Origin of the sequence: Limisphaera sp. 4302-co, assembly GCF_049537155.1 — a bacterium.
Taxonomy (GTDB): Bacteria; Verrucomicrobiota; Verrucomicrobiia; order Limisphaerales; family Limisphaeraceae; genus Limisphaera.
In genome coordinates, this window is the sequence record NZ_JBMVQZ010000016.1 from 55,552 (window position 1) to 77,406 (window position 21,855).

The following is a 21,855-nucleotide window of genomic DNA, read 5'->3' on the forward strand; positions in this document are numbered from 1 at the left end:
CAGACGAAAATCGGTTAGCGTGCTGGGATTTCCACCTCCACCCGGTAGAAGCGTTCGCCCTGGGTCGCGGCCGGCAATCGGACGGCTGCGCGGCCCGGGAGAATGTTGACGGGGCAGGGCGGTGCGGGGCACGGCCCTGCCGGCGGCAACGGCAGGGTTGCAAAGTTCGTCTGCACCACCACACGCCAGTCCTGCGCGGCCAGGGAGGTGGCCTCCCAGACCGTGTTGGTCGCCCCCGGAACAGAGGGCCAGATCAGCACCAACCCCTGCGCCCCTTCCCAGTGGGCCGTGATGGGAACGTCCTCGGGCACCAGGATCGGCACCGGATCCGAGGCGTTCGGAATGCCGTCGCCATCGGAGTCGCGCTCGGTCGAGCTGGCCAGGGCCGTGTTCACCCGGATCTCACGGGTACCGATGAGAATGTTCGTGGAGCCGTAGAACCCGCCGGCGTACGTGGGCACCCAACGCAGGCGCCCGTTGTTGTATCGGCTGGAATCCACGGGTTCGGCCAGCCGGTTGGTGCCCACCAGCAGGTCCGCATAGTATATGGTGATATTGGGCGCGATGTTTAGCGCCGAAAACGCGTTGTTCAGCTCGTTGGTCGCGTAATTGAGCAGGATGAGCTGGTCCACGTAGAGGGCATTCCTTTCGCCGGTTCCCTGGATGGTAAAGGTTGAGCCGAAATGCCCGTCCAAAACGAGCCTGCCGACGGCGACATTGTTCGTGAACCCGGCAGGGATGGGTCCGCGGTCTTCGCCGGTCCAGACGATCACATTTTGACTGTAGGGCGCGGCCGTGTTGGTGATCGTTGTGCCCCGCAGGTCGCCGGCAACGGGCCGGGCCGTCAGCGCCAGGCCATCCCGCGCGGAAAAGACGTTGTTCGTCGTGTCGGCGTCACTCAGCAATTCGTTCGCGCCCAGGACGAGTTTGCGCCCTGCCACCACGACATGGTTCGTAACCACCAGTCGGCCGGCCTGCAGGCTCACGTCAGCCAATAGGGCGGACATCCGACCCCACAGATTCGTCCCTCCGCTGCCCAAGTGAGCTTCCGCCGCCTCCAGTTGGAGCGACCCCACAGTGGCCAGATTGGTTCCCCAGTTTCTGAAGTAGGCGGTCTGGATGGCCAGGCCCTCCGCGATCAGGCGACCGTAGTTCTCAAATGCGTTGTATGGTTCCTGGAAGGCCGAGGGATGGTACGGCGGCCGCCGCAGTCCGGTGAACGTTGCTACGTTGCTGATGGCAATCGTTCCGTAGTTGGTGAGGTAGCGGAGCCGCGGCGTGCTCTCCGCCCAGGAGATCCGGTTGGTGAGAAGATTCAACTCCCCAGCCGGGCTGAATGGCTGGACGATCCACGGCGGGACGCTCAACTCCACGGGCGGATTTGTGGTCAAGGTGAGTCGCTCGGCGTCAATCAACAGGCTTCCGAACACGTTCAGTTTGTCCGCAATACGAACCTCGCGTTGCCCCTCCGGACTCATCAACTCGAGCCCCTCGACCATTGGCTCCGAGCTGGCGCTCAGGTAGTTGCTCACCATCAACACCTTGTACTCCAGACCGATTCCGGCGGCGGAGATGTTGGTCCAGATGCCCACCCAGGCTTGGAGCTCGCCCACGATGCGCGACACCCGCGGCAATTGGAGCTGCCGCACCTCGAGCAGGCCATTGGTCGAGGCGAGCCGGATCGCGCTGTAGGGGGTCTCGATCTGGGCGTTGGTGCTGCCGACGAAGTGTCCGAGCGACTCCAGCCGCAAATAGCTGGGCGCGCTCAACCGGGTCTGGGTCAGGTCCAATGCCCGCCGGGCAACGACCTCGATGCGCCCCATCACGTTGGAGAAAGCGCTGCCCGGCTGGGTCTCCGAGGGCACCATGACCGCGGGTATCACGCGTGTCCGGTAACCCGAATTCGTGGTGTCCACAAAGATGTTCGTGCCCAGCGAATAGATCGAAGCATCGAAATCCTCGGGCGGCACCTGCGGGAGCGCGGAAAAGAAACCGGGATCCACGCCGCTGAGGAAGAAGTTGAATGGCTGGAATGCACCGACGGGGTTCAGCGACGGAACGTACAGTGTACCGTTCGTCAGATTGAAATTGTAGTTCTCGGGCGTCAGGAACTCCGTCAGATACAGTTCGTTGGTTATGCGGCTCTGTGTGACCGCGTTGGTGACCACGCCCCGCCAGCGGATCACGTTCAGTCCGGGGCTCATTCGGACTTCTGCGTCCTGGATTTCTCCGCCGTTGTACACATAGACGGCCTGGATCATCAGGTTGCTGGGCCCCTGCTGGTAGGTCTGAACGTGGCTGCTGAATCCAACGGGCAGGACGACCTGGGCCAGCGCCTGGCCGTTGATCGTCTGGACCACATGGAAGGGACTGACCAATGGAGGAGCGGCGAACCGGCCGACGATGCGGTTCGTGTTGAAACCCCAGTGCACGTCATAGGTTCTCACGGCAATGTTGGTGGACCCCGACTCCTGGAAGCGGAGTTCCCCTCCACGAAGGTCCACGTAATCTCCGGTCAGATTCAACTGGCCGAGCGAGGAAATCTCGAGTCGCCCACGGTTGATGATGTTCGTCGCCTGAATCAACAACCACAAATCGGCGCTGATCTCGGCCGTGTTGGGTTGGACCAGCCCTTCGTTGTGGAACACTGCGGCCCACCGGCGCTGGGGATTCCCCATCGGATCGATGAGCTGGAAGCGGTAGCCCGGGCTCCCCAGCCAACGCCCCCGGTTGGTGATGTAGAGCGCGTTCTGTAACTCGATGGGCTGGACGATCGCAAGATTTGTCAGGGCGATGGTGCCGACGTTGACGACGCGGACGGCATCGATCACCGGCAGGGGTTCCGGTGGGAATGAGGCCTGCAGAGTGCCCGTGTTCAAGAACAGGTCCTGGGCACTCCTGGCCGGGACAACGGCAAACCCCAGCAGGAGTATCCAAACACCCGCGACCAAGCGGGATTTCCAACAGCGCATCGTCATAGGCGAATGGTCAGGCTGTACGGCTGCAGCTTGCGACGGCCCTGGGCGTCCTGAACCTGCAACACAAACTCATAGACCCCTGCCGTGCGGGGAGTGCCCAACAGCACACCGCCCGGGGAGAGTTCGAGCCCCGGCGGCAGGCCGGGCGAATCCTCGGCCAGGGAGAAACTGTACGGCGCCTGCCCGCCGTCCACGGTGAAGGTCACCTGGAAATATTCGCCCACCACCCCGTACGGCAGCGCCAGGGGCTGGATGCTCAGCAAGTTCAACACCATGTCCTCCACGTCCCGGAGGCTCGTGCCCTGCGGGTAGATCACGGGCGGATTGGTGCTGCCGTCGAAGCTGGCCCAGATGAAGTTGGTGATCCCACCAAACTCGCCCAACCCGGAGAAGGGAAGGAACGGATCGTAGATGTTCAGGTTCAAGGGCCCCACCCTGTTGAAGCTGATCGTGATGGGGGGCTCGACGTGGCCGGGTCCCGCCAGTCCGGGAACGGCATTGGTGTCGATAAACACGCCTGCCGTGTCGGTACGGTCTGCAATCGCCTGGTTCAGGTCCAGTGCTCTGAAGAGAAAGTCCGGTGTGGCCACCACCCGTTGCAGGTGCTGCCGGATCACCCTCCCGTTGGTTACCGCGTTCAGCGAGTAGTAGTTCGTGATCGGTTCGAAGAACCGGCCCAGGAGGGAATCGTAATTTGCCCGAACGAATCGCATCCGCTCGATGCCCTGGCGGTTCATGGGGACGTTGGTTTCGCAACTCACCGGCAGGATGACCATCGCGTGGTTGGTGAAATAGGTGTAGACCTGCTGGGAGAACTGCTGGCCGATCTGATTGGTGGCCAGGGCGATGTCGTTCGTCACCACCTGCAGAATGGGCGGCAGATTGGAGAGCGGGACGTATCCGCACAGGGCATTGGTCGGCAGGATGAAGAAGTCGCCCGAGGGAACGTCGAGGACGACGTGGTTGGTGGTGATGTTGGTGCAGATGCCCGAGGGAAAGCCCCATGGATTCTGGCAGGGGCCGATGTTGGTCGTCACCACCGTGGCAAGCGTGTAGGGGTGGTACCGGTTTGTGACGACGTTGCCGAACGTGTGCCGGTAACGTACCACGTAGTTGGTGACGTAATTGGTGGCCAGGACGAGGCCCTGCCAGGGCGCCGGCGCCCACGGTGAGTTTGTAAAGTAGGCGATGATGTTGGTGGTCACCTCGGTCGTGAACACCGGTTCGCTCTGGAGCACGACCAAGCCGGGATAAAGCGTCTGCAACGCTGCGGCGTCGTTGGTCCACGCGGCCGCAAGAAGCGTGTTCAGATTGGAACTGACGAGTAGTTGCGGTGTGGGATTCGTGTAAAACAGGAGGCTGTCCTGGGTAATGGCCTCCCAGTTGACGTTGTTGGTGCGCCAGAGGTAACGCAGGCCGCCGACGTCGTCCCGACTCAGCCCGGTCAGGAACGTGCCGTAGCTCAGCCACAAGGTCTCCGCAACCGGCAGGTTCCTTTGGGCCAACGGATCCACAAGGTATTCATAGGCATCGGCGAGCGGGTCCGGGCCCGAACAGATCTCGATGATCTGGTAAGAATAAAGCGTACCGTTCACGTAGCTGCTGGGCTCGAAGGTTACGGGATCGAAGTTCCTCCGGATCACATGATAAATCATGAACGGGCAGGAAAGTCCGGGCTGCGGATAACGGTCCCGCAGGCACCAGGTCCAACGCACCGGCTCGGCCAGGCCCAGCTCCTCCAGGATCAAATGCATGGCCACGGACTTCAGGTCCACCAGGCTCAGAGCCTGGGCACGGTAATTCACGCGACTGACTTCCAACGGGAACTCCGACAAATCCTGGCTGTAACTGGAGACATTGCTGAGGCTGTTGAAGACGGCGATGGCCTGTTCCACCGCGGCCACGCCGTTGGATCCGAAGTAATCTAGGAACGAGGCATCGAAGGCGTAGTAAACCACCGGCAGGTTCCAGCGGTACTCTTCCCCGAGGTTTTTGGGGGCGCCGATGTCCGCGTTGTTGGCGAGGTTGTATCCGATGTTCGGGACCTGCCAGGCCTCGTTGACGGGGCCGAGGAGGCTGAAGGCGTGTGCGCCCGCCGCCCAGCCGAGTACCAGGACCGTTCCCACCAGTCGTTTGCAAAAGCGCCACATAGTTTGGTTCAGCGCAGTCGAATCACCCGATAAAAGGCCGCCTCGCCTCCGGCCACCCGCAAGCTCTCACGCGTCCCGCGGGCGAATCTGGGTTCACCCACATTGGTCCAACCGGAGAGTCCGCCGGAGGCCTGCACCTGGTAAACGAATCCGGGTTGCGCGTTCCATTCCAGGTAGCGTCCGGATGGTGTGGAAATCAGGCTGACGCGGAGCACGCTGTTGGGGTTGGAGGGATCGGTGCCCGCCAGGAACTCCTCGAGATTGGTGGCACCGTCGCCGTCGCTGTCGTCCTGGGGCCGCGGCCAGGCGCCCATGTCGGGGCCAAAGTACCCGGCCATCCACTCGGACGGGATGCCGCCGTAGACCCACACGCCGTAGGTGGTGCCGGTGGCCGGGTCGGAGAGCGGCGCCCGCTGGCCGTTGGTCAGGACGTAGGTCACCCGGAAGGAGTAGGACGTGCTGTGCAACAGGTTGGACACGGTGACGACGTTGCGGGTGGTGACGAGGGTGGCCTGGGGCGGTTGAGCGTCGTTCATGTACAGTTCATAAGCCGCCACGGGCAATCCGTCCACCGAGGGCCAACTGACGGAGAGGGCGTTGGAGCTCAGCACGCTGACCACGGGCGGGTCGAGCGGCTGCAAGGGCTGACCGGCGGAGGCCAGCCGCTGGGCCCGCAGATCGAATCCGTGATCAATGCCGGTAAAACTGCTCCACACCACCAGGAAGCGCCCGGCCCCGTCGCCGGCAACGGCCGGATGAAACTGCTGGCTGACGGTGGTGGTGTTGACGGGCAGTTCAGCTCCGATGGGAAGACCACTGAGATCCAGCACCCGACCAAAGACGCCCTCGCGCGAGCCGTCCTGCTCGAGGCTGGTCCAGACCACCAGGACGCTCGCGCCGGAAACGGCCACCCGGGGTGCAAACTGGTCGCCGTAAGTGTGGGTGTTGAGCCGGCGCACGGCCCCGCCATTGCCGTTGGCATCGAAGGCCCGGGCCCAGATATCCCAACTGTTCTCGCGAACGACAGTGTCCTTTTGTCCCCACACGACGACAAAGCCGCCCCCCGGCAACGCAGCAACCTGCGGGTTGGCGCAAACGTTGGTGTCCACGTTGACCAGGATCTCGCCGGAGAGGGGCGTGCCGTCGGGTCGGAAAAGCCGGGCGTACACGTCCACACTGTTTTCGAACCGCTGCTGTTCACTCACCCACACCACGACGAACCGCCCGTCCGTGAGGCCGGCGACGGATGGCGTGCGCTGGTTGTACGGCGTGGTGAGGTTGACCTGGAATTCCCCACCCAGCGGTTGCCCGTTTGAGCTGAATCGGCGTGCAAACACACCCTGCAGGGGGTTGGCACCGGCTTCCTGATTCCAACTGCCCCAGACAAACAGCACCGAATCATCGGCGAGCCGGGCCACGGCGGGGTTTTGTTTGCTGCTGTTCGTGGTTGCGCTGATGATGAGCTCGCCGGTGAGCCAGAGTCCATCCGTTCCCAGGAAACGCGCCGCCACCTGGCGCCGGTTGGCGGGCCCGGTCAACCATGCGAAGACGGCGCCGCCATTGTTCAAGGCCGTCACTGCCGGCAGGAGCTGGTCGCCTTCACCCGTCACGTTCACGCGGAAGGGGCTGAGCGTACCGGTGGAGCTCCCGTCGAGGCGCCGGGCCGCGATGCCCTGGCCGTGCCCGTCGGTGAATTCATCTTCCCAGACGACGTAACCGCCCTGGGGGCCGACAGCCAAGGCCGGGTGGACCTGATCGCCCGGCAGGGGTTCGGTCAAAGCGTACTCGCCGCCCTGGAAGGTGATGTCGCTTTGGGCGGTCACCCACAGCGGGAACAACACGATCCCCAGCAGGCTTGAGACGTGGTGCCGTTGGGTTATCCGAGCAGCCATAACGAGCCTCGTTTCAACCAGTCTTCTTTAACAGTGGCGTGCTGCATTGTCCAACTTTTCCCCTGCCGCGGCCTCTCCTGCCGGCGCGTGGGCACAGGCAAACAGATCCGCCTGTGCCGGCGGCGTTCCGCGGCCGGCGTTCTCCAGCCGGGCCAGTAGGGTGCGGAACCCCCACTCCCGGTAGAGGGTCTTCAGGCGCTCCACGTCCGGCGCGTGAACGGCCAGTTCGTCGGGTTGAAAACCCGGATCGAGATCGGCGCGCAACTGGATGAGCTCCCGGTTCCGGCGGATGAGATCGGCCGACGATTCCAGCGCGTGGCGGATGCGTTCGGGTTCGACCTCCGACAAGCGTGCCAGCAACGACGGGACCGAGCCGAATCGTTTGAGCAGTTGGGCAGCGGTCTTGGGCCCGACACCCGGCACGCCGGGGATGTTGTCGGAGGCGTCACCTACCAGACTCAACCAATCGACGATCTGCGCTGGTTCCACCCCGGTTTTTTCGCGTACATCCTGTTCGGTCCAGATGCGCCCGCTGGGGTCGTGGGGTTGGATCAGGCCGATATCCGGGCCGACGAGCTGCATGAAATCCTTGTCGGAACTGGCAATTATGACATCCCAATCCCGATCCCGGCCCCAAACAGCAAGCGAAGCGATCCAGTCGTCGGCCTCGACGCCGGGGCGGCAGCCGGTGGCGATACCGCGGGCACGCAGCCATTCGACGATGGGATCGAGTTGGGCGCGGAGTCCGTCGGGCATCTCGGGACGCTGGGCCTTGTATTCCGGGAGGGCTTCGAGCCTTTCGGGGGCCAGGCCGCCGTCCCAGATCACGGCCACATGGGAGGGCTGCAGAGTTTGACAAAGTTTTTCGAAGGTCTGGATGAAGCCGTAGATGGCGTTGGTGGGGCGACCGTCCGGGGCGCGCAAGTCCCGGATGGCGTGCCAGGCACGGTACGCGTAGGCATGCCCGTCCACCAGCAGCAGCCGCGGCCGCGCGGCCCGTGTTGTTTGCACATCCGTCACACGCAATCCTAGTTCGGCCAGGTTCGGGGCGCCGGTGTCGGGCCGGCGGCCGAGCCTGCCTCTGGCCTCCCTGTCGTCAAACCCCGGGATCACGGCTGAGCCGAGGTCGGCTGCGCCGGAATGGTCGTTTGGGCAAACGGCATCTCGTCCTCGGAGTGCAGCGGATTGCCCGCCGGATCGATGATCCGGGGTGTGACGAAGATGAGGAGATTCTTCTTCTGTTTCTGGTCGGATTCGCTGCGGAAAAACCGGCCCAGCAGGGGCAGGTCACCCAAGACGGGGACCTTGTCGCGCACCTTGGACACATTCTCGCTGAGCAAACCGCCCAGGACGACCGTCTGGCCGTCCCACACGATGGCCGTGGTGGTGACCTGGCGGACACGGAAGATCGGGAGGGGCAGTTGGGCGGTCAGCGGTACACCGATGGCGCCCGCGCCCACCGACTGGACCTGGGGCACGAACTGGCGGGCGGTCTCCGTATCGTACCCGATGAACTCGGTGACCGTGGGGAGGATGGTGAGCTGGATGGTGTACCCGTCCGCCGAGACGACCGGCAGCACGTCCAACGTCGGACCGAACGGCAGCGAGGCGATGTCGTAGCCGATCTGGGCACCCACCACCCCGGCGCCACCCACGCCCGTCACGCCGCCGGCGCCGCCGGCCGCAGTCTGGCCGGTGCTCAGGCCGACCACGACGGATTTGATGTCCACCAAGTTGACCTGGGCCTGACGTCCGCTCAAGGTGGTCACCTCGGGCGCGGTCAACAGTTCCACCCCTTTACGTTGTTCCAGCGCCTGAATGGCCAGCCGGAACTGGGGGTCGGTGAGGATACCCGTCAGCGTAAAGACCGACGGTGCGTTCAACTCGTTGCGGAGACCGGTCGTTACACGGGAATCGGATGCGGCTGGCAGGATGAGGGTGTTGATGTCGGTGATGGCGGCCTGCCCGCCCTGGCCGGGCCCCACGCCGGTCTGGCCGCCGCCGACCTGTCCCTGATTCGCGCCCGCCTGTCCGGCCAATCCTCCGGGGATGAACACACCAGGGAAGGTACCTGCGGGATTGGCCGCGGTGGGCGTGCCGGCATACGACGGGGCCGTACCGCCCTGGAGGCCAATCCGGCCGCCGCCCATCAGCCAGTTGCCCAGGTACCAGTCGAACCCCAGTGCGCGGGCGTCCTCCTGGGAGATATCAATGAACTTGGTGCGGATGTTGACCTGGGGCGGGGCCTCGTTGAGGACCTGGATGGCGGCCTGGATGATGTCGAGGTCCTCGGGTGTGGCGCGGACGATGAGCCGACCGGCGCGGTCGTTCCAGAAGACAGCCTTGGGCGGGTTGAGGTCCACACCGAGTGTGAGGAAGTAATCCCGGACAGCGGCACTGACGTCGGCTGTGGAGTTTGTACGGGTGATGAAGCGCAGTCCACCTCCGCCCACGCCACCGGCACCGCCGACTCCGCCACCGCCGAACCCACCTCCGAATCCGCCGCCGAAGCTGACGCCGCCGGCGACGTTGACACGGGGAACGATGGTACCGAGCGTCATGCCGCCGCCGCCGCCGCCGAAGCCGCCGCCGAACCCACCACCGAAGCCGCCGCCGCCAAAGGCGCCACCGCCACCACCACCGGTGGAAGTGGCAAAGGCACCGAACTGGGTCCCCTCGACGGACTCAAGGCCCTGATAGAAGGTGTTGGGGTCCACCTTGAAGACGCGTGTTTCAAGCCGCAAGGGCTCCGCACCGCGCAGGGAAAAAACGACGGCGTATTCCTCGATGGAGTACTTGATGGGGCGCTCGGCCACCCGCACGATGGCGTCCAAGACATCGGCCAAGCGGACATCGGTGAGCGGCGGCACCAAACGGATGGAGATCTGGCCGACGTCTACTTGTTCGGGGGCCGAAGGTGCGGCCGCCGGCATGGGCAGGCCGGTCGTGGGATCGATCATTTGCGGCTGTCCGAACGTTTGGGGGGGCAAGAAAGCGGATGTGGAACTCTGCTCGGGATTCGGGTTGATGATGAAGTTGATGCCTTTTTTGTCGGGATCGCGCCGTTTGGCCTCCTCGTAGAGGTGACGCACCACCTCTTCCAGCGGAAGGCCATCATACGAGACACTCTCCAGACGGATGCGGTCGAGTTTGCTGATGATGAGCTGGCGTCCGCGGCCGACGTGGACAAGGTTGGTGCGGGCATACGGATTGGGCACGGGCAGCTTTTCGCGCGTGGCGGCGGTTTCCCATGCCTGCTCGACCTCCACGAGGGCGGTCTTGGCCTGCGCCTCGCGCTGTCGGCCGGCGCGGCGGTAACGGGCATCCTTGACCAGATCGAGGTAATAGGGGGCCGCACGATTGTCGGGATCCAGACGCAGGGCCTGGTCGAGCTTGGCTTCGGCTTCGTCCAGTTTGCCGAGTTCCCACAGCAGGACACCGTCGCGGACGAGTTTGGCTGCTTCCTCGCGCTCCTTTCGGACCTCGGGCACGCGCTGCAGGACTTCCTCGTGCGGGGTGCGCGGATATTGCGCGGCCAGGGCGGCGTCGTTCTCCTGTTTGAGGCGGAGGGCTTCAGAGTCGTTGGGGTTGACTTTCAGCACCCGGGTGAGCTGGACGTCCGCTTCCTTGAGGTCGCCGCGTTTGCGTGCCTCGCGGGCCAGGGTGAGACGGACACGGGTCAAACCTTGGACGGTCTGCTCGGTCTCCCCGGGGATCCCGGAGCCGATGCGTTGCACGAGGCTCCAGGCGTCCTCGTACAACCTGGCGGCGCCGGCCAGGTCACCGCGGCCCTCGGCATCGGCGGCCTGCTGCAGTTTCTGGCGGAGCAGGACGGTGTTGGCCTGACGATAGACGGCTTCCTGAGCAGCCACGCTGGCGGCTTCCGACGCAGGTTGTGCAACGGCTCCGGCCAGGCTCGCGACCAGGATCACGAAACACAATCGGGACTTGTGGACGTTGGTCATAACTGGCTTGCCTAAAAAAGTCGGCCCCCCTGACCGACGGTGTTTGGCGGAAATCATCCTTCGGATCGCATCCTGATGGTGTACTTCTTGCCCGTCAGGCGGTGGGAGACTACCACCTCGTTTTGGGTGATGGCAACGACAATGTACTCCTCACCGGCCAAAGTCATGCGATCGCCCACGCGCAGGTTGTTGAAGGTGCGCTTTTCCGGATCGTACCGGACGTCTGCGAGGTAACCTTCGACACGCCGAAACGGTTTTTCGCGGGTCAACGTGACGCGTTCGCCGGTGTCGCCAAGCTCCAGGATCAGCGCCTCGGGATCGGCGGGCGGACCCTGAACCTCGCGCAGGGTGAACAGGTCCTCCTTTTTTTCGTTGAGGCGGACGAACGTCTGACGTTTGCGCCGGTCGGCGGGGCGGGCGGCGGCCTCGTTTTCGACTCCGATCAGGTAGCCGGAAGGCTGTCCGTCGAGAACGGGTCCGATGGAGTCGAAGGTGAGGATCAGATGGAGCGGTCGAATCTCTGTGACCACCGCGGCTTCCGGTCCGATCTCGGTGCCCCTGGCGAGCTTGATCAGGCGCCCGTCAGCAGCGCGCTGCCATTGCACCGGATTGAAGAGGTAATGAGGTCGGCCGAAATCCGCGTGAAGGGGTGTGTCCAGCCGTTGGACGACGGTTTCCATGGGGGTGAGGTCCAGCGGCGGGAGGGGGCGAATGGGCCTGCGGACGATGTTGTTGCGTTGTTCCTCCAGTTGGGCGCGTGTCTGGGAAATGAGCACGGGAACGGCGGCCACGGCGATGGCGGCCACCACCAGGACGACGGCCAGGATGAGCTTTTCGTAATGTTTCTTGAGCCAGTCCATCAGCGTCGGGTCTCCTCGGGCAACAACTTCACCACGTGAAGCAGCAACGTCACGCGCAGGGGTTTCTCGTCCATCAAAGTCTGGAGGCCGCCGCGCTGGGTGGTGCCGGGCACGCCGTAGGTGCCGGGCACGCCGGGAGTGGGGTATCCGGGCACCGTGTATCCGGGGGTGGGATAGGCCGGCGGCGTGTAACCGGGTTGGACGCCGGGTTGTGCCGGGGTGAGAGGCCGGTAGGGGATGCCGCCTCGTCCGGGCTGGCCGAGGCCCGGCTCGGGGGCGTACCGGTTGATGGCCGCACCGCCGCCGGGTCGGATGCCGTAACGTTGGGCGTAAACGGCGGCCGGATTTGCCGGTTCCGGAGGTGGCGCGTAACGCGGGAACGCCGGTGTGACGGGCAGTTCGGCCTCCGGCAGCCCCCCTCCGGGCGGCAGGCCATACCGGCGCTGGTAGTAATCTTGGAGGCCGGGTTCCATCTGGCCGGGGAGTGTTTCCAAAGTGGCAGGTTCCACGTCCACGGCCTTGACCAGGATGCAATACGGCGAACTGTGGAATCCGTTGAGCACGGCGGCCAGCTCGGGGCTGAAGCATCGGAAGGTCACCTGGTAGGGGGTCAGGATGGCGAGTTCGTTGGTGGCAGATTTTTCGTCGAGGTAATCGGTGGGGGGGCCTTTGTAGTCGTCGGTGGAAACCCGTTCCCGGCGCAGGTTGTCCAGGCTGTTGATCTTGGCGGCGAACAGGATTTCGCAGATGGCTTTGACTTCGCCCAGCTGGACGGCCAGCCGGTCGAGGCTGCCCGGGGCAAAGCGCATCAGGTTCTTCTGGGCTTCGAACGAGAAGCTGTAGTCCGGAGGCAGTTGCACGCCGGTGGCCTCCGCGGAGCGCCGCAACTGGTCCAGGGTGCGCCACAGTTCCGGTGTGAACAGTTCGGCCGTGACGCGGTTGGTGCCGCTGACCTGTGGGATGGGCGGAGGGGCCACAAAATAGCGGGAAGCGCGCTGGAGGTACTTGCGGAGTTCGGCCTGTTGCTGGCGCGCGGCCTGAATGTTGTTGACCCGCTCGTTACCAGGGTTGGGATCGAGATTGTAGAGCCGGTTCAGTTCGGCGTACTGAGCGGTCAGCCGCTCGAACACTTCGTTCTTCTTGTTCAGGCTCGACCAGAGGTAGAAGACCGCCAGCCCCAGCAGCACGAGGGCCACCGCACTGTTGATGACGAACAGGAGATTGCGTTTGACCCAATCCATGGTGCTTCGGGGCTACCGGGCGGGTGACGGCTGCGCGGCAGAGGGCACCGGCTTCGGCGGGCAATCCAACGGCTGGAGGTCTCGGTTCATGGCGCGGCTCAGTAGATGCGAATCGGCTTCTTCAGTTTCAGGCTGATCCCGAAGGTGTAGGTGCCGGTCTGTTCGTCCGGTTGGATGGTCCCTTCGAACTGGGTACCCTCGGCGTTCACCATCGGGCTTTGCTGCAGCTCCCGCAGCACGGCGATGGCCAGCTCGGTATTGGCCGAAGGCGAGACCCGGCTGAGGTCCACGGCCCGACAGTGCAGGGTGACGGTGGAAATCTCGTTGGTGTCCCCGGCCTGGGTGGAGGAGGCGCCGGGCATACCCGGCACGCCCGGTGTACTGGCGATAAACTCGGGGTTTTCAGGTTCGGCCGGGTTGGGAGCCGCCTCGGGGTTGGCTCCGCCCGGAGACACCGCCGGGCCGCCGGGGTACTGGATACCGTAGCGTTTGCGGTAGATCTCCAAGATTTGCGGGTCCCAACCCGGCTGCTGTTGGGGTTGGGGTTGTCCCACGCCGGGCTGGGCGTCCGGCCCCAGCTCCGTCCAGCTCGACTGCCGGGCGCCGAGGTTGGCCGTGATGAACCTTTCCACCCACACACCCGCGTCGGCCCCGAGGCGGTTCTTGGTGGCGTCCTCGACCTGAATGAAAACGCGGCGCAGTTCCATCATGAGGTCGGCCCAGTAATACCGCTGTTCCATCCAGGAGGTCAGTTGTTGGGCGTGGTCCTGGAGGCGACGCAGCTCGGCGTAGGCGCGTTTGAACTGCTGCTCGCGCACCTGCAACGGCTGGACGTCGTTGCTGACGGTCTTGAGGTCCTCCTCCATGACCCGCGCCAGCCGGGAGAAGAGGAAGCCCACCGCCGCCACGATGACCACGAGGCTGTAGACCGAAGCGATGAAGTAGGGCTTTTTCTGGTTGAAGCTCTGCCAGCGCAACGTGCTGGGCGGCATGAGATTGAGCTCGACCGGGCATTGCGCCACGTTGCGCAGCCCCAAGCCCACCAGCTCGCCCATCGCATGCGCCACCTTGGCCAGTTCCTCCAGATTGATGGACGGATCGATCTCCACCGAGCGCAGCGGGTTGAAGTATTCCACCGGCACATTGAGTTTCTCGGCGAAGAACTGGGCCGTGTACGGCATGATGGAGGCCCCGCCGGCCAGGTAGAGTCGTTGCGGGGCCGAACCTCCCTGCTGGCCCCGGTAAAACTGGATGGTCTGGTTGACCTGGATGTGGAGCCGGGTCATGAACTGGCGCGCGATCTTGGCAATGGCCGCCTGATGCGGATTTTCCGGCTCCTCGTAAGCGCCGCCCAAGCTGACGAAACCTTCGGCGATCTTGATCTTTTCGGCCTGTTCCCAGCGCAGCTTGGCTTCCTGGGCAAAATCCTGGGTGATGGCGTTGGCGCCGAGGTTGATGCTCCGGGCGAAGACCTTGCCCTTTTCGAAGAAGAGGATGTTGCTGGTCTTGGCCCCGATATCGAGGAGCATCGAGCACTCCTCGACATCGCCGTAGTTGTAACGGAAGGCGTTGCAAAGGGCCGCAGGCGCGACGTCCGTCAGCAACAGGTTCAGCCCGGCCGTCTCCGCCAGGCGAAACAAACCCTCGACGATCTCAGACTTGATGGCGACCAGCAGGACTTCCAGCTCGCCGGCGGGCGTGGTGCCCAGGATCTGATAATCCCACACCACCTCCTGCAGGGGGAAAGGGACGTTTTGCTGGGCCTCGTACTGGATGATCTGGGAGACCTTGCCTGTGTCGACCGGCGGCAGCTTGACGAACTTGGAGAAGACGTGAAAGCCGGGGGCACAAATGTTCAGGTCCCTGGCCTTGATCTGTTTTTCGGCAAGCAGCTCTTGGAGGGCTTTGAGACAGACCTGTTCGCGCACGGATTCCTGCGACCCCTGCAGGCCCAGCGGGCGGAACCCGTATTGTTTCAGCCGCAGCCCCCCGGACTCGCTGGGCTCGAATTCCGCCAGCTTCAGGGTGCCCGCCCCGAAATCCACCGCCAAGAATGAGCGTGCGCTTGCCATCGGGCCGTGTTTCGTTCAGTGCCCCACCATAATCCCTGGCGCCTTTGGTTGCCAAGTCTTCAAACGGTCGCGTTCGATTAAAAAAAAGCCTGGGCAGCGTCAACACAAAACCTCGGACGCGCGCGAAGCGGAGCCGGGCCGGATGTGGGTCTGCTGCGAATCCCTTCGTGCAAAAGGCAGGCCTTCCGGTGCCCATCCCGTTTTCCGTCCCGGCCCACGTGCGCCATGATGGTCTTGGGCAAACCCGCTTTGCGGCGTTTCCAGAGACCGCGCCCCGACCGGTCATTCGAACTCCGCACCATTGAAGACCTGCCGAGTCGGCACGCGGCCGGCGGTGTCGCAAGCACACCGGCGTGGGCCGCTGAGTCAGCCGAAAACCCGGCGGTGGCGAAGTGCCCTTGAGAGCGCCGCGATCGGCCCATCTGCCCCGCAGCCGGCGCGAGCTGAATGGCGTGGGTCCGCCCCTGCCCGCTCGTCTCTCCGCAAACCGCGGGCCCATCGGGATCCGCCGGGGGCGCTCCGACAAGGTGTCCTCGACGGGCCGGCAGGCCGAGCCCGTGCCGGAAGCGGATACTCACCGGCCGCGAGGGCAAACCACGCACCCCGGCCGTTCGAACGAGGGTAGGATGGCGCCGTCCGGAGACGGGGCCCGGGTTCAATCTGCCGGCTGCCGGCGGAAGGCGCGCCGCCCGAGGCCCGAAACGCGGGGCAGGCCGTCCTCCGTGTGGTGGGGTGCGCGGGAGCGTCCGAGACGGACGCCGGTCCGCGGTCTGCGCGCTTCATGGGTGCCGGTGGGAAGTCGGCACAGGCACGAGGCTCGCGATCGGAAGAAGCCGGACGACCGGGCAGGATGCCCGGCCGGTGGGGACGCCGGATCCCCAACCGTATCGTGGACGGTCGCGGAGGCGAGGCGGTTGTGGCTCGAAAGTGACGGTGCCTGTCGTGTGAAATCATGACACCCGGCAAGCCCGGCCGTAGACTACGCTGCGTGGGCAGGGTGAGCATCGGCGTGGCCATCATCGAGGACGACGCACCGGCGCGGGAGATCCTGGCGCAGTGGTTGCGTCGGGCCGATGGTTTCCGTTGCGTGGGCGAGTACGACTCGGCCGAGAGCGCTTTGCGGGAGTTGCCGGGTGTGAAGCCGGACGTGGTTTTGGTGGACATCAACCTGCCGGGGCTCAACGGGATCGAGTGCGTCCGGCGGTTGAAAGCGCAGCTTCCGGAGGCCCAGTTCGTGATGCTCACCGTTTATGAGGATGCGGACCACATTTTCGACGCCCTGAAGGCAGGCGCCACGGGTTATCTGCTCAAACAGACGACGCGCCAGGAACTTTTGGCCGCGGTGCGACAGGTGCACGCCGGCGGCTCGCCCATGACCAGCAACATCGCACGCAAGGTGGTGCAGTCTTTTCAGCAAAAACCCGGCGGAGCAACGGCAGCCTCGGGCGAATCCCCGGAGACGGCGGAGCTGTCGCCGCGCGAGCGGGAGGTGCTGGACCTTTTGGCGCGCGGCTACCTGTACAAGGAGATCGCGGACACGCTGAACATCAGCCTGCCCACGGTAAACACCTACATCCGCCGGATTTATGAGAAGCTGCACGTGCGTTCGCGCTGGCAGGCGGTGGCGCGGTATGCGCACTGGGTACCCGGGCCGGGGCCGGGTCCTCGGGGCCCTGCCGGCAGCGGCGGATCGAAAAGCTGAGCCCCGGAATCTTGAGCACGGGGGAACCCGAGCAGGTGCGGGCTGAAAGGCGCGGTTTCCGGGTGCCGACCCGTCCCTTGCTCAGTACAACCACTCCACGATCCGGCCCTGGGCATCGAGTTTCACGCCCTGCCGGCGGTAGGCCCAGCACATGTAACTGATGCTGACGAAGAACGAAGCGGGCAGCCGGTTGACGGCACAGATCTTGACCCCCAGCAGGGTGGTGCGCCCGCCGAATCCCATGGGGCCGATGCCCAGTTCGTTGGCCGTGCGGAGGATGTCCTGTTCGAGCTGGTCCAAAACCGGGTTGGGATTTCGATCGTCCAGGCGCCGGAGCAGTTGTTGTTTGCTGAACTCGTAGCCGGTGGCGCGGTCGCCCCCGATGCACACGCCCAGCACACCGGGGCCGCAGCCCCTGCCCTGGGCCTGCAACACGGCGTCCAGGATGGCCTTGCGACAGCCCGCCAGGTCGCGGTTGGCCTGCAACCGTTCATCGGGCAGGGAATACTGGGCGCCGACGTTTTCGCATCCGCCGCCCTTCAGGATCAGGCGAACGCAGATCTCCGGCGAACGGTGTTGGTGGAAATGGATCGTGGGCGAGCCGGGCCCCACATTGGTGCCGTCGTTTTTGCCGGTGAGTGAATCCACGGAGTTCTGACGCAGGTAACCCCTGCGTGTGGCCTCCTTGACGGCCTCCCGGGCGGTCTCTTCGAAGGCGATCTGGTCGAAACCGACGGGGCAATCCACGTAGAAAAGGATGCTGCCCGTGTCCTGGCAGATGGGCTGGGACTTGCGTCGGGCCAGCTCGATGTTGGCCTGGATGATTTTCATGGCCGACTCGGCGATGGTGCCCTTCTTCTCCTGCTCCAGTGCCGCCATGATGGCGCGCACGACATCGTCGGGCATTTCGGCCGAGGTCCGCCGGATCAGTTCCAGCAACGAGCCCTGCAGTTCGCCGTTCATGACGCAGCAATGTAGGTGGGGCACGGGCCGGCTGCAACGCGGCAGCGGTCCGGTGTCCCGCGCGCAGGGCGGGGCCGGCGCGAGGTTCCCAACCGGAAGCCCGGCGCAGCCGATGCTTGGTTTCGCGCGCCGGGTGTTGTTTCATCCCGGTCGGTTATGGACGAGTCCCATGCGCTGATCGAGCAGCGAAAGGCCAAGCTGGCGGCCCTGCGGGCACGCGGCCAGGATCCGTTTCGCAACAAGTTCACGCCCACGCACACGTGTGAGCAGGCCCGGACCGGTTACGCCGAAGGGTTGGAGGTGGCGGTGGCGGGCCGCGTCACCGCACACCGGGACATGGGCAAGAGCCTCTTTTTTGACGTGCGCGACGGCAGCGGGCGTCTCCAAATCTACGCCCAGAAGAACGTCCTGGGCGAGGAGGCGTACGAGCGGGTCAAGCACCTGGATCTGGGCGACATCGTGGGCGTGCGGGGGACGTTGTTCACCACGCGGACCGGGGAGATCTCGGTGCGGGCCGCCGAATGCGTCTTGCTGGCCAAGGCGCTCCGGCCGCCGCCGGCCAAGTGGCACGGACTGGAGGACACCGAGATCCGATACCGGCAGCGGTACCTGGACCTGATCGCCAACCCGGAGGTGAAGGAGGTGTTTCTGAAACGCAGCCGCATCATCCGGGCCATTCGGGAATTTCTGCACGACCGGGGCTTCGTGGAAGTCGAGACGCCGGTGTTGCAGTCCATTCCCGGCGGAGCGGCGGCGCGCCCGTTCAAGACGTGGCACAATGCGCTGGGCTGCGAGTTCTATCTGCGCATTGCGCTGGAGCTGCCGCTGAAGCGGTTGTTGGTGGGCGGGTTCGACCGCGTTTTCGAGCTGGGCCGCTGTTTCCGCAACGAGGGCATCTCACGCCGGCACAATCCCGAGTTCACGATGCTCGAGGCCTACCAGGCCTACGGGGATTACGAGACGATGATGGAGCTGGTCCAGAGCATGATCGTGCACGTGGCGCAAACGGTGTTGGGCACCCTGCGGATCGAGCATCGCAACGCCGAGGGACAGGTCGTCCGAACCATTGACCTGACGCCCCCCTGGCCCCGGGTTCGGTACAAGGACCTGGTGCGTGAACGGGCCGGGCAGGACTGGTTCGATGTCTCCCCGGCCGAACGCCGCGCGCGCGCGGAACGACTGGGGGCCGAACTCGGCCCGGATTACGAGGATTTCGAAGTAACGCAGGCAGTGTTCGAGAAACTGATCGAGCCCACGCTGATCCAGCCCGTCTTCGTGACCCATCTGCCCAAGGAACTCATTCCCCTGGCCAAGCTGGCGCCGGAGGACCCCACCACGGTGGAGGTGTTCGAACTGTGCATCAACGGGCAGGAAATCGCCCCGGCGTACACGGAACAGAACGATCCGATCGAACAGCGGGAACGGCTGGAACAACAGGCCGGAGGGGAACGCCAGAAACTGGATGAGGATTTCCTGGTGGCCCTGGAGCATGGCATGCCACCGGCCGGCGGCATGGGGATGGGCATCGACCGGTTGTGCATGATGTTGCTGGGGCAGGAGAGCATCCGGGACGTCATCCTGTTCCCGCAACTGCGGCCCCGCCAACCGCAAGCCTCCCCGGCTGCCACTCCGGCGGAAACGAGCCCTTCCCCCGCGGCCTCGGGGACCACCGGCCCGATCTCCGGCCCGGCAGGCTGATCCTTCCGCGCCCCATCGCGGGCGGACTCAACCGGTGACACCGCCACCGCCAACCGGGCGCCGGGATGGATGGGGACTTTTCCCCGGGTCCGCGGCGGATCAAACATGTTGGCCGTAGCGGCCGGCCGACTGGGTACCCGGGCAACGGGAAACGGCTCAGGTCTGCGTATGAGCCCCGATGCGCAGCGAAGCACCGAAACGGCAAGGGCCGGGCCACGGCTCAAGGTGGGTTGCTGCGGCTTTGCCGGTCCACAGGAAGACTATTTCCGCAGGTTCCGTCTGGTGGAGATCCAACAGACCTTCTACGAGCCGCCCCGGGTGGAGACGGCGCGCCGTTGGCGGGCGGCTGCGCCGGCCGATTTCGAATTCACCCTGAAGGCGTGGCAACTCATCACGCACACGGCGGACAGTCCCACCTACCGCCGGTTGCGAACGGAGCTGACTCCGGAAGAGCTGGCCGCCTGCGGTCATTTTCAGAACACGCCGGTGGTTGCGGCTGCCTGGCGCCGCACTGTCGAGATTGCGCACGCCCTCGGCGCCCGGCGGGTGTTGTTCCAGTGCCCGCCGCGCTTCACTCCCACGGCGGAAAACGTGCGGAGGTTGCGGCGGTTTTTCGAGCGACTGGACCGGGCGGACCTGGATTGCGTATGGGAACCGCGCGGTGCCTGGCCGGCGGAACTGGTGCGTTCACTGTGCGAGGAATTGAATCTCACTCACGCGGTGGATCCGTTCCGGCAAGCGTGTCTGGCGGGGGCGGTCCCTTACTATCGCCTGCACGGGGTCACGGGCTATTCCCACCGGTTTACCGATGACGAGCTGGACGATCTGCTGGTCCGGTTGGGCACGGGCCCTGCCTACGTGCTGTTCAACAACGTGACGATGAAGGAGGACGCCCTGCGCTTTCTGGCGCGGCTCTGAGGACACGACGGAGCGGCGAGGAGTTGGACCTGGGGCGGTTCAGGGAGGAACCAGACCGGTGCGGCGCTGGAGCAGGTACCAGACGGCCATCAGCACCATTCCGGCCAGTATGATGGCCACCAGGGTGGCGATGCGTTTGATCCAACGCGCCCGCTCCAAAAGGGCTTCTGTTCGCCGTCGCTCGGCCTGCATGTAAAGCTCGAACTCCTTCTCGATGGAAAGGCCTTCCGGAGGAGGTTCGCGCAGCTGCAGCGTCAGCCACCGGCCCTTGAGGGAACGCCAGATCTCCGGCAGGCGGTCGAGTTGAGGTTCCCCGGCCAGCTGCAGGCCGCACCGGGCCCAGAACGGCGCCTCCTCACGGGTCCAGACACGGTAAAGCCCGTGATTGCGCGCCACTTGTTCGAGCCGTTCCCAGAGCAGGGCCCGGTAACGATCCGCATCGGCAAAGTCGGCGAACACCTCGCTGTGGATCAGTCCGTGGCCCTCATGCATGGTCAGGGCCACGGCGGCCAGGACCCTGCCTTCGGGGGATTCGACCACCTGAAACTCGGTGACGCGGCGTTCCAGTCCGGAGGCGTCCGGTAGTTGAGCCTGCCAGAGGGCACGCAGCTGCGGAAGGTCATCCACCGTGGCGCGACGGACTCGCAGAGTGGGACCCTCCATGGCGGTCTGGCCATCTGCAGAGGCTCAGCCTCGGGCGGCAGAACGGGCCGCACGCGCCGCCTCGGCGTAGGCGGACGCCCGGCGTTTCAGTTCGTTCCAGTCGTTGGCGATCAGGATTTCCTTCGAAACCAGGGCCGCGCCCACCCCCACCGCCGGGCAACCAGCCGTAAACCATTCGGACAGGTTGTCCAACGTGACGCCGCCGGTGGGGATGAAACGCAGATGCGGCATGGGTGCCCGAACGGCCCGGACGAAACCGGGACCCAGAAGTTCGGCCGGAAACAGTTTGATGAAATCCGCGCCGGCCTCGTGCGCCCACTGGGCCTCGGTGGGCGTGAAGGCACCTATCACACTGACGGCCCCGGCAGTGAAAATGATGGGGACGAAATCCGGCCGGGCCAGCGGGGTCACCACGAACTCGGCTCCGCTGGCCAGAACCGCCCGGCACTGATCGGCTGTCAAAACCGTGCCGGCACCGATCAACGCGTCATTGCCGAACCGGCGCCGGGCCTCTTCGATGGCCTGGCAGGCATCCGGTGTGCTCAGTGTGATCTCCACCGCCCGGACCCCGCCGGTCAAAAGCGCTTCGGTCAGAGGCAGCACCTGTTCACGGGATCGGGCACGAACCACGGCGATGATGCCCGGTTCCGTCAACCCTTGCAGGATCTCGTCGCGTGCACGCATAAGTCGCCCGTGCATGGTACCCGGCCGGTGGCGGCTGTCGCGGAAAAAGTGAACCGCGCCATCCCCGGT

14 protein-coding genes are annotated in these 21,855 nt (G+C 64.9%); 3 read left to right on the forward strand and 11 right to left on the reverse strand.

The window, feature by feature from the left end:
• Nucleotides 1-14: 14 nt before the first annotated feature.
• The 8 genes from ACPDIX_RS13820 to pilM form a co-directional block, all read right to left on the reverse strand.
• Entirely contained in the window at nt 15-2,978 is a 2,964-nt protein-coding gene (locus ACPDIX_RS13820) for a hypothetical protein (protein WP_423432387.1), read from the reverse strand.
• The gene (locus ACPDIX_RS13825) at nt 2,975-5,128 is read right to left on the reverse strand and encodes a putative Ig domain-containing protein (protein WP_423432388.1); all 2,154 of its coding nucleotides are present in this window, start codon (nt 5,126-5,128) and stop codon (nt 2,975-2,977) included. The genes ACPDIX_RS13820 and ACPDIX_RS13825 overlap by 4 nt, the downstream gene beginning before the upstream one ends.
• Before the next feature lie 8 nt (nt 5,129-5,136).
• Nucleotides 5,137-7,020 (reverse strand): fibronectin type III domain-containing protein, encoded by a 1,884-nt coding sequence (locus tag ACPDIX_RS13830; protein WP_423432389.1) that lies wholly within the window; start codon nt 7,018-7,020, stop codon nt 5,137-5,139.
• A 27-nt stretch (nt 7,021-7,047) separates the two neighbouring features.
• Nucleotides 7,048-8,031, reverse strand: a complete 984-nt coding sequence (locus tag ACPDIX_RS13835; RefSeq protein WP_423432390.1) for a 5'-3' exonuclease — start codon at nt 8,029-8,031, stop codon at nt 7,048-7,050.
• 98 nt (nt 8,032-8,129) lie between these two features.
• Entirely contained in the window at nt 8,130-10,985 is a 2,856-nt protein-coding gene (locus tag ACPDIX_RS13840; RefSeq protein WP_423432391.1) for a hypothetical protein, read from the reverse strand.
• Between the two features lie 53 nt (nt 10,986-11,038).
• Nucleotides 11,039-11,845: a hypothetical protein gene (locus tag ACPDIX_RS13845; protein WP_423432392.1), complete on the reverse strand. Its 807-nt coding sequence runs from the start codon at nt 11,843-11,845 to the stop codon at nt 11,039-11,041.
• Nucleotides 11,845-13,086 carry a hypothetical protein gene (locus tag ACPDIX_RS13850; protein ID WP_423432393.1) on the reverse strand — a complete coding sequence of 414 codons (1,242 nt, stop codon included), beginning with the start codon at nt 13,084-13,086 and terminating at the stop codon, nt 11,845-11,847. The genes ACPDIX_RS13845 and ACPDIX_RS13850 overlap by 1 nt, the downstream gene beginning before the upstream one ends.
• A gap of 98 nt (nt 13,087-13,184) precedes the next feature.
• A complete protein-coding gene (pilM, locus tag ACPDIX_RS13855; protein ID WP_423432394.1) occupies nt 13,185-15,158 on the reverse strand; it encodes a type IV pilus assembly protein PilM in 1,974 nt (657 codons plus the stop codon).
• A 952-nt stretch (nt 15,159-16,110) separates the two neighbouring features.
• On the opposite strand from pilM, the gene ACPDIX_RS13860 reads away from it, so the two are divergent.
• Entirely contained in the window at nt 16,111-16,860 is a 750-nt protein-coding gene (locus ACPDIX_RS13860) for a response regulator (RefSeq protein WP_423432395.1), read from the forward strand.
• A gap of 81 nt (nt 16,861-16,941) precedes the next feature.
• Here ACPDIX_RS13860 and ACPDIX_RS13865 read toward each other — a convergent pair whose 3' ends face one another.
• Entirely contained in the window at nt 16,942-17,823 is an 882-nt protein-coding gene (locus tag ACPDIX_RS13865) for a fumarate hydratase (RefSeq protein WP_423432396.1), read from the reverse strand.
• A 156-nt stretch (nt 17,824-17,979) separates the two neighbouring features.
• On the opposite strand from ACPDIX_RS13865, the gene lysS reads away from it, so the two are divergent.
• Nucleotides 17,980-19,521: a lysine--tRNA ligase gene (lysS, locus tag ACPDIX_RS13870; protein ID WP_423432397.1), complete on the forward strand. Its 1,542-nt coding sequence runs from the start codon at nt 17,980-17,982 to the stop codon at nt 19,519-19,521.
• Between the two features lie 168 nt (nt 19,522-19,689).
• Nucleotides 19,690-20,439, forward strand: a complete 750-nt coding sequence (locus ACPDIX_RS13875; RefSeq protein ID WP_423432398.1) for a DUF72 domain-containing protein — start codon at nt 19,690-19,692, stop codon at nt 20,437-20,439.
• A gap of 39 nt (nt 20,440-20,478) precedes the next feature.
• Here ACPDIX_RS13875 and ACPDIX_RS13880 read toward each other — a convergent pair whose 3' ends face one another.
• Nucleotides 20,479-21,102: a hypothetical protein gene (locus tag ACPDIX_RS13880; protein WP_423432399.1), complete on the reverse strand. Its 624-nt coding sequence runs from the start codon at nt 21,100-21,102 to the stop codon at nt 20,479-20,481.
• Between the two features lie 24 nt (nt 21,103-21,126).
• The coding region (locus ACPDIX_RS13885; RefSeq protein ID WP_423432400.1) for a bifunctional 4-hydroxy-2-oxoglutarate aldolase/2-dehydro-3-deoxy-phosphogluconate aldolase at nt 21,127-21,855 on the reverse strand (729 nt) is incomplete at its 5' end.

Coding starts and splice junctions, on each gene's coding strand:
- ACPDIX_RS13820 (WP_423432387.1), bottom strand. CDS start 2,978: ATGACGATGCGCTGTTGGAAATCCCGCTTGGTCGCGGGTGTTTGGATA.
- ACPDIX_RS13825 (WP_423432388.1), bottom strand. CDS start 5,128: ATGTGGCGCTTTTGCAAACGACTGGTGGGAACGGTCCTGGTACTCGGC.
- ACPDIX_RS13830 (WP_423432389.1), bottom strand. CDS start 7,020: ATGGCTGCTCGGATAACCCAACGGCACCACGTCTCAAGCCTGCTGGGG.
- ACPDIX_RS13840 (WP_423432391.1), bottom strand. CDS start 10,985: ATGACCAACGTCCACAAGTCCCGATTGTGTTTCGTGATCCTGGTCGCG.
- ACPDIX_RS13845 (WP_423432392.1), bottom strand. CDS start 11,845: ATGGACTGGCTCAAGAAACATTACGAAAAGCTCATCCTGGCCGTCGTC.
- ACPDIX_RS13850 (WP_423432393.1), bottom strand. CDS start 13,086: ATGGATTGGGTCAAACGCAATCTCCTGTTCGTCATCAACAGTGCGGTG.
- pilM (WP_423432394.1), bottom strand. CDS start 15,158: ATGGCAAGCGCACGCTCATTCTTGGCGGTGGATTTCGGGGCGGGCACC.
- ACPDIX_RS13860 (WP_423432395.1), top strand. CDS start 16,111: ATGACACCCGGCAAGCCCGGCCGTAGACTACGCTGCGTGGGCAGGGTG.
- ACPDIX_RS13865 (WP_423432396.1), bottom strand. CDS start 17,823: ATGAACGGCGAACTGCAGGGCTCGTTGCTGGAACTGATCCGGCGGACC.
- lysS (WP_423432397.1), top strand. CDS start 17,980: ATGGACGAGTCCCATGCGCTGATCGAGCAGCGAAAGGCCAAGCTGGCG.
- ACPDIX_RS13875 (WP_423432398.1), top strand. CDS start 19,690: ATGAGCCCCGATGCGCAGCGAAGCACCGAAACGGCAAGGGCCGGGCCA.
- ACPDIX_RS13880 (WP_423432399.1), bottom strand. CDS start 21,102: ATGGAGGGTCCCACTCTGCGAGTCCGTCGCGCCACGGTGGATGACCTT.